The organism is Sphingopyxis sp., from assembly GCF_036675685.1.
Taxonomy (GTDB): domain Bacteria; phylum Pseudomonadota; class Alphaproteobacteria; order Sphingomonadales; family Sphingomonadaceae; genus Sphingopyxis.
Genome location: NZ_JAKFEM010000016.1, coordinates 1 through 15,450 on the forward strand (window position 1 = coordinate 1; position 15,450 = coordinate 15,450).

11 protein-coding genes are annotated in these 15,450 nt (G+C 64.7%); 10 read left to right on the top strand and 1 reads right to left on the bottom strand.

Features of this window, described 5'->3' with window-relative positions; genetic code table 11:
• The first annotated feature begins 554 nt into the window (after positions 1 to 554).
• From clpA to argJ, 10 genes are all read left to right on the top strand, one after another.
• Positions 555 to 2,903, top strand: a complete 2,349-nt coding sequence (gene clpA, locus V6M50_RS06995) for an ATP-dependent Clp protease ATP-binding subunit ClpA (RefSeq protein ID WP_332817836.1) — start codon at positions 555 to 557, stop codon at positions 2,901 to 2,903.
• 172 nt (positions 2,904 to 3,075) lie between these two features.
• Positions 3,076 to 3,915 carry a type I methionyl aminopeptidase gene (gene map / locus V6M50_RS07000; RefSeq protein ID WP_332817940.1) on the top strand — a complete coding sequence of 280 codons (840 nt, stop codon included), beginning with the start codon at positions 3,076 to 3,078 and terminating at the stop codon, positions 3,913 to 3,915.
• Positions 3,916 to 4,128: 213 nt separating this feature from the next.
• Positions 4,129 to 6,312, top strand: a complete 2,184-nt coding sequence (locus V6M50_RS07005) for a PQQ-dependent dehydrogenase, methanol/ethanol family (RefSeq protein ID WP_332817837.1) — start codon at positions 4,129 to 4,131, stop codon at positions 6,310 to 6,312.
• A 228-nt stretch (positions 6,313 to 6,540) separates the two neighbouring features.
• A complete protein-coding gene (locus V6M50_RS07010) occupies positions 6,541 to 6,879 on the top strand; it encodes a P-II family nitrogen regulator (RefSeq protein ID WP_037518110.1) in 339 nt (112 codons plus the stop codon).
• 71 nt (positions 6,880 to 6,950) lie between these two features.
• Positions 6,951 to 8,363 (top strand): type I glutamate--ammonia ligase, encoded by a 1,413-nt coding sequence (gene glnA, locus V6M50_RS07015; RefSeq protein WP_332817838.1) that lies wholly within the window; start codon positions 6,951 to 6,953, stop codon positions 8,361 to 8,363.
• A gap of 179 nt (positions 8,364 to 8,542) precedes the next feature.
• Positions 8,543 to 9,061, top strand: a complete 519-nt coding sequence (locus V6M50_RS07020) for an SRPBCC family protein (RefSeq protein WP_332817839.1) — start codon at positions 8,543 to 8,545, stop codon at positions 9,059 to 9,061.
• Between the two features lie 99 nt (positions 9,062 to 9,160).
• Positions 9,161 to 10,642, top strand: a complete 1,482-nt coding sequence (locus V6M50_RS07025; protein WP_443030492.1) for a PQQ-dependent sugar dehydrogenase — start codon at positions 9,161 to 9,163, stop codon at positions 10,640 to 10,642.
• A 56-nt stretch (positions 10,643 to 10,698) separates the two neighbouring features.
• Positions 10,699 to 12,018, top strand: coding sequence for a M20/M25/M40 family metallo-hydrolase (locus V6M50_RS07030; protein ID WP_332817841.1), 1,320 nt, complete (start codon positions 10,699 to 10,701; stop codon positions 12,016 to 12,018).
• Positions 12,019 to 12,194: 176 nt separating this feature from the next.
• The gene (locus V6M50_RS07035) at positions 12,195 to 13,631 is read left to right on the top strand and encodes an aldehyde dehydrogenase family protein (protein ID WP_332817842.1); all 1,437 of its coding nucleotides are present in this window, start codon (positions 12,195 to 12,197) and stop codon (positions 13,629 to 13,631) included.
• A 110-nt stretch (positions 13,632 to 13,741) separates the two neighbouring features.
• Positions 13,742 to 14,968, top strand: coding sequence for a bifunctional glutamate N-acetyltransferase/amino-acid acetyltransferase ArgJ (argJ, locus tag V6M50_RS07040; RefSeq protein WP_332817843.1), 1,227 nt, complete (start codon positions 13,742 to 13,744; stop codon positions 14,966 to 14,968).
• 104 nt (positions 14,969 to 15,072) lie between these two features.
• On the opposite strand, the gene trxA is transcribed toward argJ, so the two are convergent.
• Positions 15,073 to 15,393: a thioredoxin TrxA gene (trxA, locus tag V6M50_RS07045; protein WP_332817844.1), complete on the bottom strand. Its 321-nt coding sequence runs from the start codon at positions 15,391 to 15,393 to the stop codon at positions 15,073 to 15,075.
• Between the last annotated feature and the right edge of the window lie 57 nt (positions 15,394 to 15,450).

Consider the following 15,450-nt stretch of genomic DNA (forward strand, 5'->3'; position numbering starts at 1 on the left):
CGCCGCGAGGTCCAAATCGGGGGGATGCATAGGGCTGAACTTTCCTGAACTTTGGAATATTACGCAGCCCTTGCGCCGACCGGATCCCGGATCCAACCCGGGATGACGAAAGAAGGCCATGGCAGCTCTCCACCCCTAAGCCGACGTCGCCTCAAATAGTCCTTTCCTACATTATTCGGCTATGCCAGCCTTCATCCGGCTCTTTCATTTGGTGAACGAAAGCGGTCGCTGTCCGGCTTGCGGGTGCGGCCACGGCGCGCGCGTCCGGCACGCCGGGATGTCCAAAGCGGGGGCGCATAGGGCTGAACTTTCCTGAACTTTGGAATTGTTAGCCGTCCTTGCGCCAACCGGATACCCGATCCAACCGGGTAACGAGGTGGATTGAAGCGACTTGCGCCAAATTCTCAACGCCTCGTTAACCATACCGCAACCCCCGTCATCGTAATTTCACAAAGCCATCCGCTTTTCCCTTGCGGCGGGGCGGCGGCATCGCCACGTTGTGTTCCTAAGGGGGCCGCTCTCCCCGGCCTGGTCCCCGCAAGGAGATGAAGACCATGCCGTCCTTTTCGGAAAGCCTCGAAAAGACTCTACACAACGCTTTGAAGGCCGCTTCGGAGCGTCACCACGAATATGCGACGCTCGAGCATCTGCTCTACGCGCTGATCGACGACGATCATGCCGCCGAAGTGATGCGCGCCTGCGGCGTCGCGCTCGACGACCTGCAATCGGCGGTCGTCCACTATCTCGATACCGAACTCGACAGTTTGAAGGTCGAGGGGCACAGCGACCCCTCGCCGACGAGCGGCTTTCAGCGCGTTGTCCAGCGCGCGATCCTGCACGTCCAGTCGTCGGGCAAGGACGAGGTGACCGGCGCCAACGTCCTCGTCGCGCTCTTCTCCGAACGCGAAAGCTATGCGGTCTATTTCCTGCAGCAGCAGGATCTGACGCGCCTCGACGCGGTTTCCTACCTCAGCCACGGCGTCGGCAAGGGCGGCAAGCCCTCGCCGCAGGCCGAGCCCGAGGAAAAGGAAGAGACGAAGGACAAGGAAAGCAGCGGCAAGAACAAGAAGGAAACCGCGCTCGACCAGTTCACCGTCAACCTCAACGAGAAGGCCAAGGTCGGCAAGGTCGACCCGCTGATCGGCCGCAATGCCGAGGTCGACCGCACGATCCAGATCCTCTGCCGCCGCAGCAAGAACAACCCGCTCTATGTCGGCGATCCCGGCGTCGGCAAGACCGCGATCGCCGAAGGTCTCGCGCGCAAGATCATCGAGGGCGACGTGCCCGAGGTGCTGCTGCCCGCGGTCATCTATTCGCTCGACATGGGCGCGCTGCTCGCGGGCACGCGCTATCGCGGCGATTTCGAGGAGCGGCTGAAACAGGTCGTGACCGAACTCGAAGGCCTGCCGCACGCGATCCTGTTCATCGACGAGATCCACACCGTCATCGGCGCCGGCGCGACGAGCGGCGGCGCGATGGACGCGTCGAACCTCCTGAAGCCCGCCCTCTCGGGCGGCGTGATCCGCTGCATCGGCTCGACGACGTACAAGGAGTTCCGCAACCATTTCGAAAAGGACCGCGCGCTGCTCCGCCGGTTCCAGAAGATCGACGTGGTCGAACCGACGCTCGAGGACACGAAGAAGATCCTCGCGGGACTGCGCAGCGCGTTCGAGGCGCACCACCAGGTACGCTACACCCCCGACGCGATCAACGCCGCGGTCGAGCTGAGCGCGCGCTACATCAACGACCGGAAATTGCCCGACAAGGCGATCGACGTGATCGACGAGGTTGGCGCGATGCAGATGCTCGTCGCCCCGTCGAAGCGCAAGAAAACGATCACCGCCAAGGAGATCGAGGCCGTGATCGCGACGATGGCGCGCATCCCGCCCAAATCGGTGTCGAGCGACGACAAGGCGACGCTCGCCAGCCTGGAGACCGACCTCAAGCGCGTCGTGTTCGGCCAGAACACCGCGATCGAGGTGCTGTCGTCGGCGATCAAGCTCAGCCGTGCGGGTCTGCGCGATCCCGAAAAGCCGATCGGCAATTATCTGTTCAGCGGCCCGACCGGCGTCGGCAAGACCGAGGTCGCCAAGCAGCTCGCGTCGATCATGGGCATCCCGCTCCAGCGTTTCGACATGTCCGAATATATGGAACGCCATTCGGTGAGCCGCCTGATCGGCGCGCCTCCGGGCTATGTCGGCTATGATCAGGGCGGCCTGCTCACCGATGCGATCGACCAGAATCCGCATTGCGTGCTGCTGCTCGACGAGATCGAGAAGGCGCATCCCGACCTGTTCAACATATTGTTGCAGGTGATGGACCATGGCCGCCTGACCGATCATCACGGCAAGACGGTTGATTTCCGCAACGTCATCCTGATCATGACGACCAATGCGGGCGCGAGCGACATGGCGCGCGAGGGCATCGGCTTCGGCCAGTTCACGCGCGAGGATGTGCAGGAAGAAGCGGTGAAGAATCTCTTCACCCCCGAATTTCGCAACCGCCTCGATGCGATCGTGCCCTTCGGCTATCTGCCGCCCGAAGTCGTCGCGCGCGTCGTCGACAAGTTCATCCTCGAACTCGAGCTGCAGCTCGCCGACCGCAACGTCCACATCCAGCTCGACGATGCGGCGCGCGAATGGCTGACCGGCAAGGGCTATGACAAGCTCTATGGCGCGCGTCCGATGGGCCGTTTGATCCAGGAAAAGATCAAGCAGCCGCTCGCCGAGGAACTGCTGTTCGGCAAGCTCGTCCATGGCGGCGAGGTCAAGGTGAAGATGAAGACCGGCGACGACGCCAAGGTCGGCAATCCGCTCGCCTTCGAAATCGTCTCGGCCCCGCCCAAGGCGAGCAAGGCCAAAGCCAAGCCGAAAGCCGACAAGACGAGGAAGGCGGCCGAGTAGGGATATATCCCCTCCCGCTTGCGGGAGGGGCAGTGAGGCTTGCGGGCTTGCCCGCTAGCCGCAGCGGGGAGGGCCCGGCAACGCTACAGCCCCTCCCCAAACCCCTCCCGCAAGCGGGAGGGGCTTTTTACCGCCCCTCGCTTTTTGAGCCTCCACCGACTATATGAACCACATGTACGACTATGTCTCCGTAACCACCGCCGACGCAGGCGCGCCCACCCCCGTGCGCGACGGCACGATCAAGCTCCACGACGAAGCCGGCTTTGCCGGCATGCGCAAGGCGGGGCGGCTGTCGGCCGAAATCCTCGATGCACTCGTCCCCTTCGTCCAGCCGGGCGTGACCACGGCGGCGATCGACGACCTTGTCCGCACGATGATGCTGGAGGGCGGCGGCATCCCCGCGACCTTGGGCTATCGCGGCTTCACGCATAGCTGCTGCACCAGCATCAACCATGTCGTCTGCCACGGCATCCCCGACGACAAGCCGGTGCGCGAGGGCGATATCGTCAACATCGACGTGACCAGCATCGTCGACGGCTGGCACGGCGACACCAGCCGCATGTATCTGGTCGGCGATGTGCCGATCAAGGCGAAGCGGCTCGTCGAAGTCACCTATGAGTGCCTGATGCTCGGCATCGAGCAGGCGAAGCCCGGCAACCGCATGGGCGACGTCGCGCACGCGATCCAGAGCCACGCCGAGCGCCACCGCTATTCGGTCGTCCGCGATTTCTGCGGCCACGGCCTCGGCCAGATGTTCCACGATGCCCCCGAGGTCGTCCACGCCGGCCGCCCCGGCACCGGTCCCGAGCTGCGCCCCGGCATGTTCTTCACGATCGAGCCGATGATCAATACCGGCAAATATGCGGTGAAGATGCTCAATGACGGCTGGACCGCGGTGACCCGCGACCGCAGCCTGTCGGCGCAATTCGAGCATAGCATCGGGATCACCGAAACCGGCTGCGAGATTTTCACCGCGAGCCCAACGGGTTTGAACGCGCCGCCTTGGGCCTGATCGACACAGCTGTTTACACTTCGTCATCCCGGACTTGATCCGGGATTCATGACTTCCAAGGCAACGCCGGCCTTCGTGGACCCCGGATCAAGTCCGGGGTGACGAAAAGGGAGCCCCCCGCTCCCACCCCCATTTTCCCGCTTGCACCCGCCCCCCTTCGCGCGCAGTCTTGACGTTAACGTCAAGCATAGGCGTCGAACGGGAGAGCATGGAATGGCGAAACGGGTCTTGAAGGCCGCGCTGCTGGGCGGCGCGCTACTGGCATTGGCGGCATGCGACGCGTCGAAGAATGACAGCATATCGGGCGGCCATCTCGACGCCGCCGAGAAAGCCAGCGAGACCCTGCTCAAGACCGGCGGCAACGGCGACGATTGGGGCGCCATCGGCTATAGCTATGACGAGCAACGCTTCAGCCCGCTGACCGATATCGACGACAAGAATGTGGGTGAGCTCGGCATCGCGTGGACCGCCGACCTCGACGATGCGCGCGGGCAGGAAGCCACGCCGGTCGTCGTCGACGGCGTCATGTACGTCACCCATGCCTGGTCGAAGGTCAGCGCATGGGATGCCGCTACGGGCAAACCGCTGTGGAAGTTCGATCCCAAGGTCCCCGGCGAGCGCGCGGTGAGCGCCTGCTGCGACGTCGTCAACCGCGGCGTCGCGGTGTGGGGCGACAAACTCTTCGTCGGCGCGCTCGACGGCCGCCTGATCGCGCTCGACCGCAAGACCGGCAAGGAGCTGTGGTCGACGCAGACCTTCGACACGTCGAAACCTTACACCATCACCGGCGCCCCGCGCGTCGTGAAGGACATGGTGCTGATCGGCAATGGCGGCGCCGAGTTCGGCGTGCGCGGCTATGTCACCGCTTACGACGCCGACACCGGTAAGGAACGCTGGCGCTTCTACACTGCACCCAACCCGACCAAGGCAAAGGACGGCGCGGCCTCCGACGACATTTTCGCGAGCAAGGCGAACGCGACCTGGTCCGACAAGGGCGAATGGCAGACCTCGGGCGGCGGCGGCACCGTGTGGGACGCGATCGTTTACGACAAGGATCTCGACCAAATCTATCTCGGCGTCGGCAACGGTAACCCGTGGAACCATGGCACGCGTTCGAATGGCGAGCGCGACAACTGGTTCCTCTCCTCGATCGTCGCGCTCGACGCGTCGACTGGCGCCTATAAATGGCATTATCAGGAGACCCCGGCCGAAACCTGGGACTATACCGCGACCCAGCCGATCATCCTCGCCGAGCAGGCGGTGAACGGCAGGCCGACGAAGGTGCTGTACCACGCGCCGAAGAACGGTTTCTTCTTCACCATCGACCGGTCGAACGGCAAGCTGATCGACGCCAAGCCCTTCGTCGACGGAATCAACTGGGCGACCGGTTATGACCTGACGACCGGCCGCCCGATCGAGAACCCCGAGGCGCGCTTCTACAAGACCGGCAAGCCCTTCATCGCAATCCCCGGTGCACTCGGCGCGCACAACTGGCATCCGATGAGCTACAATCCCGCGACCGGGCTCGTCTATATCCCCGCGCAGCAGATCCCGCAGGGCTATCTAGCCGACATGACCGAGCTCGACCGGCGCAAGGTCGTCGGCTTCAACATCGGCACGACGCTGACCGGCACGATGCTCCCCGACGACAAGGCGGCGTTCCGCGCCGCGGTCGCCGCGACCACCGGCCGCCTCGTCGCCTTCGATCCGCGCACCGGCAAGGTCGCATGGGCGGTCGATCATCCCGCGGCGTGGAACGGCGGCACGATGACCACCGCGGGCAACCTCGTGTTCCAGGGCACCAGCCTCGGCCGCTTCCGCGCCTATACCGCCGACACCGGCAAGCAATTGCTCGACCTCGACATGCAGTCGGGAATCGTCAGCGCACCCTCGACCTTCCGCGTCGGCGGCGTGCAATATGTGGCGTTCATGACGAGCAAGGGCGGCGCCTTCCCGCTCGTCGCCGGGGTCGCCGGCGGCGCGACGCGCAAGATACCGAACATCCCGCGCCTCGTCGTGCTCAAGATCGGCGGCACCGCCAAGCTGCCCGCCCCGCCCTCGATGGCCGCGATGGCGTGGAACCCGCCGCCGATGACCGCATCGCCGGCGCAGGTCGCCGCGGGCAAGGCGCATTTCGGGCGCTATTGCATGGTGTGTCACGGCGACAGCGCGATCGGCAACGGCTTCACCCCCGATTTGCGCGTCTCGGGCACGCTCGCCAACGCCGACGCGTGGAAGGGCGTCGTGATCGGCGGCGCGCTCAAGGACCGCGGCATGGTGAGCTTCGCCAATGTGCTGACGCCCGCCGATGCCGAGGCGATTCGCGCCTATGTCATCGAGCGATCGAACTGGACCAAGGCCAATCTGGCCGACTCCTCGGCGCCGATGGGGCGCTGACTGCACAATTTTTGTGCACCAGATTGACGCCGTTGCCCGCCTCTTGGGCAACGGCGCAATTTCCTGTCACAAATCTTACCGAAAGCCCGCGATTCGCCAATTGGCACGGCTTTTGATTGGTGCAAGATGGCGGGACACCGCACCGACTCGACGGCAGACCGGACCAGGCGGACCTGATCCGGCTTTGCGCGCAAGGGGCGGCGGCCAGCCCAAAGGGGGACGAAAAGCGTGAAGAAGATTGAGGCGATCATCAAGCCGTTCAAGCTCGACGAAGTGAAGGAAGCGCTGCACGAGGTCGGTGTCAGCGGCATCACGGTCACCGAAGCCAAGGGTTTCGGCCGGCAGAAGGGTCATACCGAACTCTATCGCGGCGCCGAATATGTCGTCGACTTCCTGCCCAAGGTGAAGCTGGAAGTCATCGTCGAAGACAGCATGGCCGAACGCGTCGTGGAGGCGATCGCCGCCGCCGCGCAGACCGGCCGCATCGGCGACGGCAAGATCTTCGTCATCCCGGTCGAAACCGCGCTGCGCATCCGCACCGGCGAACGCAACGAGGATGCGCTTTAATCTCTCGCACTTTTACAGACCTCAACAAACCCCGGCACGCCGGACCATTTCGCAAGAAGGAAGCATAGACCATGGCTACGAAGCCCAAGGACATCATCGCGCGGATCAAGGAAAACGACATCGAGTGGGTCGACCTGCGTTTCACCGACCCCAAGGGCAAGTGGCAGCATCTGACCATGGTCGCCGGGGTGATCGACGAGGACGCGCTCGAAGACGGCCTGATGTTCGACGGCTCGTCGATCGAAGGCTGGAAGGCGATCAACGAGAGCGACATGATCCTCAAGCCCGACCTCGACGCGGTCTATGACGATCCCTTCTCGGCCACCCCGATGCTCGTCATCTTCTGCGACATCGTCGAGCCCGCGACCGGCGAAGGCTATGCCCGCGACCCGCGCACCACCGCAAAGCGCGCCGAGGCCTATGTCGCCTCGACCGGCATCGGCGACACCGTCTATGTCGGCCCCGAAGCCGAATTCTTCATGTTCGACGACGTCCGCTTCGAAACCGGATACAACAAGTCGGGCTTCGAGATCGACGACATCGAGCTGCCGACCAACACCGGTCGCAGCTACGAGGGCGGCAACCTCGGCCACCGTCCGCGCGCCAAGGGCGGCTATTTCCCCGTCGCGCCGGTCGACAGCGCGGTCGACATCCGCGCCGAGATGGTCTCGACGATGCTCGAACTCGGCCTGCCGTGCGACAAGCATCACCATGAAGTCGCCGCCGCGCAGCACGAGCTGGGCCTGACCTTCGGCACGCTGACCGAAACCGCCGACCGCATGCAGATCTATAAGTACGTCGTGCATCAGGTCGCCCACGCTTACGGCAAGACCGCGACCTTCATGCCGAAGCCGATCAAGGACGATAACGGCAGCGGCATGCACACCCACATCTCGATCTGGGAAAAGGGCAAGCCGCTCTTCGCCGGCAACGGCTATGCCGGCCTTTCGGACATGTGCCTCTATTTCATCGGCGGCGTGGTCAAGCATGCCAAGGCGCTGAACGCCTTCACCAACCCGACGACGAACAGCTACAAGCGCCTCGTCCCGGGCTTCGAAGCGCCGGTGCTGCTCGCTTACTCGAGCCGCAACCGTTCGGCCTCGTGCCGCATCCCTTACGGCGCTGGCGCCAAGGCGAAGCGCGTCGAGTTCCGCTTCCCCGACGCGATGGCAAACCCCTATCTCTGCTATTCGGCGCTGCTGATGGCGGGCCTCGACGGCATCCAGAACAAGATCCACCCGGGCGACCCGATGGACAAGAATCTCTATGACCTGCCGCCCGAGGAACTGGCCGAAGTCCCGACCGTCTGCGCGTCCTTGCGCGAAGCGCTCGACAGCCTGCTCGCCGACCATGACTTCCTGCTCAAGGGCGATGTGTTCAGCAAGGATCAGATCGAAGCCTATGTCGAGCTGAAGTGGGACGAGGTCTATCGTTTCGAGCAGACCCCGAGCCCGGTCGAATTCGACATGTACTACAGCGCCTGATCCACCAGGATCAGCAACGCGAAGGAAGGGCGTCCGGTTCGGGGGAACCGGGCGCCCTTTCCTGTTGGTTGGCGGTTCGAAACGACGCGGCAATTACGCTTTGGTAAACCGTTCGCGCTAAGGGCAAACAGATCTTTTCGGCCAGTCTTTTCGGCCAGCTTTTTCGCGAGGAACGCTGGATGTTGCGCATAACGATCCTGATTGCCGCGATGCTGCTCGCGACCGGCTGCGGCAAGGTGGCCGAGCTTGCGAACCAGACGCGGACGGTCGCCGCACCGCGCGAAGAGGTGTTCGCGAAAATGTTCGGCGACGACAGCGATTTTGCCAGCCTGCCGCTCGTCACCAACGGTGGCTCGACGCGCCTGTACGAGCTGGTCGCCGAAAAGGGCGATCCCGAGTTCCAGAAGCTCGTGCCCGACGAACGGCCCGAGGCGTATAAGGTCAAGATCGCGGTCGCGATGGAAATCCCGCGCGAGGCGCATCTGATCTACAGCGTCGACGATGGCGCGCTGGCCACGGGGCTGAAATTCACCTTCGAGGAGCTGGCGCCGGATCGCACCCGCGTTGCCTTCACCATCGACGACCTGACGGGCGATGGCGCGAAGGGCCTGGCGGTCAATCGCTTCGCGCTGGCGAAAATCGCCCGCGACGCGCTCGAAAAACTCGACGATTTCGACGAGGTGAAAGAGCCAGCCTGAGGCGCTGCCATTGCGACATGGTGGGTAGCGGGGTTGCGCCCCTTGCCCGCGAGTGGCACCTTGCCCCGAGTATATAGGTCGCAAAAAAGGTTCTCGATCATGCGGATACGCGTCTTTCTCCTTGCGCCCCTACTCCTGAGCGCTTGCGGCGGCGGAGGCGGCAGCGGCGGCACGCCTCCCACCACAAACGCCCCTCCCACATTCACCTCGCTCCAGACCGCCAGTGTGGCCGAAAACACGTCCGCCGCCTATCAGGCGACGGCGAGCGACCCGAACAGCGACGCGCTGACCTTCGCTATCGACGGCGGCGCCGACGCAGCGCGCTTCTCGATCACCACGGCGGGCGCGCTACGCTTCAACGAGGCGCCCGACTACGACCTGCCCGGCGACGCCAATGGCGACAATGTCTATACCGTCCAGCTTCGCGTCAGCGACGCGAGCGCCAGCGCGACGCAGATGGTCAACATCACCGTCACCAACAGCCGCGAAGGCATCGCCGTCGCGCGCGTCGGCGCGGGCTTCGACCAGCCGACCTTCGTTCTCGGCATTCCGGGCAGCAGCGATGTTTATGTGCTGGAAAAGGCCGGCAAGGTCTATCGCCTGACCCCCTCGACCGGCGCGAAGACCCTGCTCTTCACGATCGGCGATCTATCGACCGACGGCGAGCGCGGATTGCTCAGCATGGCGCTGCTGCCCAACCCGGCGAATTCCGATCGCTTCATGATCTACTGCACCAATGCTGCCGGCCATATCGAGATTCGCGAATATGGATTTAGCGCCGCCGGAGTCCCGCCGCGGCTGCTGGATGCCCTTTCGATTCCGCATCCAGGAGCCAGCAACCATAACGGCGGCTCGATGGCCTTCGGACCCGACGGCTTTCTCTATGCCGGGGTGGGTGACGGCGGCGGTTCGGGCGATCCCGGCAATAATGCCCAGAATCCCAATTCGCGGCTCGGCAAGATATTGCGGATCGAGGTCGTCGCCGATCCCTATGCCGGTGCCTCGGCGGTTTTCTTCAAGCCCGTACCGGGCAATCCCTATATCGGCGGCGGCGGTGATCCTTATGTCTATGCACTTGGCCTGCGCAATCCGTTCCGCGCGTCGTTCAGCGGCTCGACGCTGGTGATCGGCGACGTGGGTCAAGGCGCCGTCGAAGAGGTCGATCTGGTCACAACGACGCAACCGGGGCTCAATTTCGGCTGGCGTTTCAAGGAAGGAACACAACCCTTTTCGGGAACCGCACCCGGGGGCCTCACCGACCCGGTCGCCGAATATGGTCATGGCAGCGGCCCGCGGCAGGGCAATTCGATCACCGGCGGCTATGTCTATCGCGGTCCGGTGACGTCCTTGCAGGGCCAATATGTCTTCGCCGACTTTGTTTCGGGCAATATCTGGTCGGTGCCTTTCACCAGCTTCGTCCCCGGCCAGACCCTCGCCTCGTCGCGTTTCGCGCGGCGGAACGAGGATTTCGCCCCCGATGCGGGAACGCTCGCCAACATCGCCTCCTTCGGCGAGGATAGCGCGGGCAATCTCTTCATCGTCAGCATCGGCGGCGACATCTTCATGGTACGTCCAGGCTGACCGCTTGCCGGGATGCAGCGAAGGCGGCACAAGGGGGACGTCCAGAGGAGTCCCCCATGAAATCGCTACCGTTTGCCGCTCTCGTCGCCCTCCAGCTCGCCTTCGCGCCCGCCGCCGAAGCCAAGCTCTCCAAACCTGAAAGCACGATGGCCAAAACGGTCGAGGCCGAGCAGCCACGCTCGCTCGCGCTGCTCGAAAAACTCGTCAACCAGAACAGCGGCTCATTGAACCTCGAAGGGGTCGAGAAGGTCGGGCAGATGATGCGCGCCGAACTCGAACCGCTGGGCTTCAAGGTCGAGTGGAAGCCGATGACCGACACCGGCCGCGCGGGGCACCTGATCGCGACGCATGCCGGCAAGCCCGATACCAAACGCCTGCTCCTCATCGCGCATCTCGACACGGTCTTCGAACCCGATTCGCCGTTCCAGAAATTCACCCGGAAGGGCGAGCGTGGTGAATGGGGCGAGGGGCCCGGCGCGGGCGACGACAAGGGCGGGATGGTCGTGATCGTCGCGGCGCTTCGCGCAATGCAGGCCGCGGGCACGCTGAAGGACGCCAATATCGAAATCCACATGACCGGTGACGAGGAGGATTCGGGGAGCCCGATCGAGAAGGCGCGCGCCGACCTGATCGCCGCGGGCAAGCGCAGCGACGTTGCGCTCGATTTCGAGGGCCTCGTGCGGGATAACGGCGCCGACATGGGTTCGGTCGCGCGGCGCTCGTCGGAAAGCTGGACCGTCACCGCGACGGGCAAGAGCGCACACAGCTCGGGCATCTTCAGCGCCGCGGCGGGCGACGGCGCGATTTACGAGCTGACACGCATCATCCACCGCTTCCGCACCGAACTGCCCGAACCCAATTTGACCTTCAACGTCGGGCTGATCGCGGGCGGGCAGCAGGCCGAGCTCGACGCGGGTGGCATCCGCGCCACCGCCAATGGCAAGACCAATATCATCGCGCCGATCGCGATCGCGCGCGGCGATTTGCGCACCCTATCGGGCGACCAGGCGGCGCGCGTGAAGGCGAAGATGGCGGCGATTGTCGCCGACCATGCGCCGGTCACCGATGCAAAGCTCGACTTCGATCCCGGCGGCTATCCGCCGATGGCGCCGACCGACGGCAACCGCGCGCTGCTGGCCAAGCTCAACGGGGTCAACCGCGACCTCGGCCTCGCCGAAATGGCGCCGCTCGACCCGCTGAAGCGCGGCGCGGGCGACATCAGCTTTGTTGCCGCCGACGTCGACGGGATCGCGGGACTCGGGCCGTACAGCACCGGCGACCATGCGCCCGGCGAGGCAGTCGACATCCCCAGCATTGCGCGGCAGGCGACGCGCGCTGCCATATTGATGTCACGACTTTCGGCTGAAAAGCGCTGAGCCGGTTTTTTACTCACTTCGTCACCCCGGACTTGATCCGGGGTCCATGCCTCGGCCGTGGAATGGATGCCGGATCAAGTCCGGCATGACGAAAGAGGGGAGTGGCGCTTGATTCATCCGCCACAGTGATTAGGTAGCAATCCGAGACGGAAACCACCGCCGATGGGAGACAGGAAATGAGCGACACCGCAACGCACCTCAAGCAGAACTACATCGGCGGCCAATGGGTCGACAGCAAGGGCGGCAAGCCCCACGACGTGATCAACCCGGCAACCGAAGAAGCCGCCTCGACGATCGTCCTCGGCACCGCCGCCGACGTCGACGACGCCGTCGCCGCGGCGCGCGAAGCGCTGAAGAGCTGGTCGCAGACCACCCGCGAAGAACGCCTCGCCCTCCTGAACCGCATCGTCGAGGAATATAAGAAGCGCGCCCCCGATCTCGCCAAGTCGATGGCGAGCGAAATGGGCGCCCCGGTCAGCTTCGCGGGCACCGCACAGGTCGGCGCGGGGATCGGCGGCTTCCTCGGCACCATCGCCGCGCTGCAGGATTTCAGCTTCACCGAAAAATATGCCGCGGGCGTTATCGCCTATGAACCGATCGGCGTCGTCGGCATGATCACACCGTGGAACTGGCCGCTGAACCAGATCGCACTGAAGGTCGCGCCCGCGCTCGCCGGCGGCAACACGATGGTGCTGAAACCGTCCGAGGAATGCCCCGGCAACGCGACGATCTTCGCCGAAATCCTCGACGCCGCGGGCGTGCCGCCGGGCGTGTTCAACCTCGTCCAGGGCGACGGCCCGACCGTCGGCAACGCGATCTCGTCGCACCCCGGCATCGAAATGGTGAGCTTCACCGGATCGACCCGCGCCGGCATCCTCGTCGCCAAGGCCGCCGCCGACACCGTCAAGCGCGTCCATCAGGAACTCGGCGGCAAGTCGCCGAACATCGTCCTGCCCGACGCCGATTTCGCCGCAGTGCTGCCGCCGACGGTGCAGGGCGTGCTCGTCAACACCGGGCAGAGCTGCATCGCGCCGACGCGCATCCTCGTCCAGAAAGAGCGCGAGGCCGAAGCGGTCGGCGTGATCAAGGCGATGTTCGACGGCACCTCGGTCGGCGATCCGATGAGCGAAGGCGGCCATATCGGCCCCGTCGTCAACAAGGCGCAGTTCGACAAGATCCAGGGTCTGATCCAGTCGGCAATCGACGAGGGCGCGACGCTCGAAACCGGCGGCACCGGCCTGCCCTCGAACGTCAACCGCGGCTATTATATCAAGCCGACGGTGTTCTCGGGCGTCACACGTGACATGCGCATCGCCAACGAGGAAATCTTCGGTCCCGTCGCGACGATCATGGCCTATGGCGATCTCGACGAGGCCGTCGATATTGCCAACGACACCGAATATGGCCTGTCGGCGGTGATCTCGGGCGATCCCGCGAAGGCTGCCGCCGTAGCGCCGAAGCTGCGCGCCGGAATGGTCGCGGTCAACGCCTGGGGTCCCGGCCCGGGCGCGGCGTTCGGCGGTTACAAGGCATCGGGCAACGGCCGCGAAGGCGGCCTGTTCGGGCTCAAGGATTTCATGGAAGTGAAGTCGATCAGCGGCATTCCGGGGTAAGTTCGCCATTAGGAATGGCCGTCGCTCCCGCGAAGGAGTGAAGATCATCAAGCCCCTCCCGTTCGCGGGAGGGGTTTTGCTTTGGGCCGATAGCGATTAAGCGCCTTCCCATGACCACCCGCTCGCCCCTCGCCCCCACCGCCTTCCCCGCCCTCCCCGAGATCGCCGGGGTGACGCGCCGCGTCGCGCGCGCGCGGTACAAGAATTGGGACCGCTGCGACCTCACCTATATCGAGCTTGCACCCGGCACTACCGTCGCCGGCATGTTCACGCGCAACGTCTGCTGCTCGTCCGAAGTCGAGCTCGGCCGCGAGCAGGTCAAGGGCGGCATCGGCCGCGCACTGATCGTCAACGCCGGCAACAGCAACGCCTTCACCGGCTACCGCGGCCGCGAAGCGGTCGAGGCGATCATGGCGCAGGTCGCGGGTCATCTCGGCTGCGAGGCGAGCGAAGTCTTCGTCAGCTCGACCGGCGTGATCGGCGTGCCGCTGCCCAAGGACAAGGCGCGCGCCGGGGTCGAGGCCGCCCTCGCCGCCGAACCCTGCTCATGGGAAGCCGCCGCCGAAACCATCTGCACCACCGACACCTTCGCCAAGGGTTCGCATGCGAGCGCGATTATCGGCGACAAGACCGTGCATGTCGCCGGAATCGTCAAGGGCTCGGGCATGATCGCCCCCGACATGGCGACGATGCTCGGCTATATCTTCACCGACGCCGCGGTCGCGCCCGCGCTCCTGCAGGCGATGCTGGGCGAAGCGACCGGCGGCAGCTTCAACAGCATCACCGTCGACAGCGACACCTCGACGAGCGACACGGTGCTGCTGTTCGCGACCGGACAGGCAGACAATGCATCGCTGGCCACCCGCGACGATCCCGGCGCCGACGCGCTTTACGCCGCGATCCGCCAGGTAGCACTCGACCTCGCGCAGCAGGTCGTGCGCGACGGCGAGGGCGCGTCGAAGTTCATCGAGGTGCAGGTGTCGGGCGCGGTCAGCGACGACAGCGCCAAGCGCGTCGCGCTCGCGATCGCCAATTCGCCGCTGGTGAAAACCGCGATCGCGGGCGAGGACGCGAACTGGGGCCGCGTCGTGATGGCGGTGGGCAAGGCGGGCGAACCCGCCGACCGCGACCGGCTCGCGATCCGCTTCGGCGATCACTGGGTGGCCAAGGATGGCCTGCCCGTCGATGGTTATGACGAAGCGCCGGTTGCGGCGCATCTCAAAGGGCTTGAAATCCGCGTCGGCGCCGACCTCGGCCTCGGCGAAGGCCGCGCGACCGTTTGGACGTGCGACCTCACGCATGGATATATCAGCATCAACGCCGATTACCGGAGCTGAATTCCAACCCCAAACCGTCATCCCGGCGAAGGCCGGGATCTCCTCGGTGCGTCATCTCGCGATGTTGAGACCCCGGCCTTCGCCCGGGTGACGGGGTTAGGAGCTTACAGTGCGTTCTCCAGCCAGCCCTTGAGCGCGCTCTTCGGCGCCGCGCCGACCTTGGTGTCGGCGATCTCGCCATTTTTGAACAGGATCATCGTCGGGATGCCGCGCACGCCATATTTGGCGGGGGCGTTCGGGTGATCGTCGATGTTCAGCTTCGCGATCACGACCTTTTCGCCGAGTTCGTCGGAAATTTCCTCGAGCGCCGGGCCGATCATCTTGCACGGGCCGCACCATTCGGCCCAGAAATCGACGAGCACGGGGGTGTCGCTGTCGAGGACATCGGCCTGGAAGCTGTCGTCGCTGATTGCCTTGGTACCCATATCTTGAACTCCTGAATGTCTCTTGGCCTACAAACTAAGAGGTCGAAGCCTCCGGCT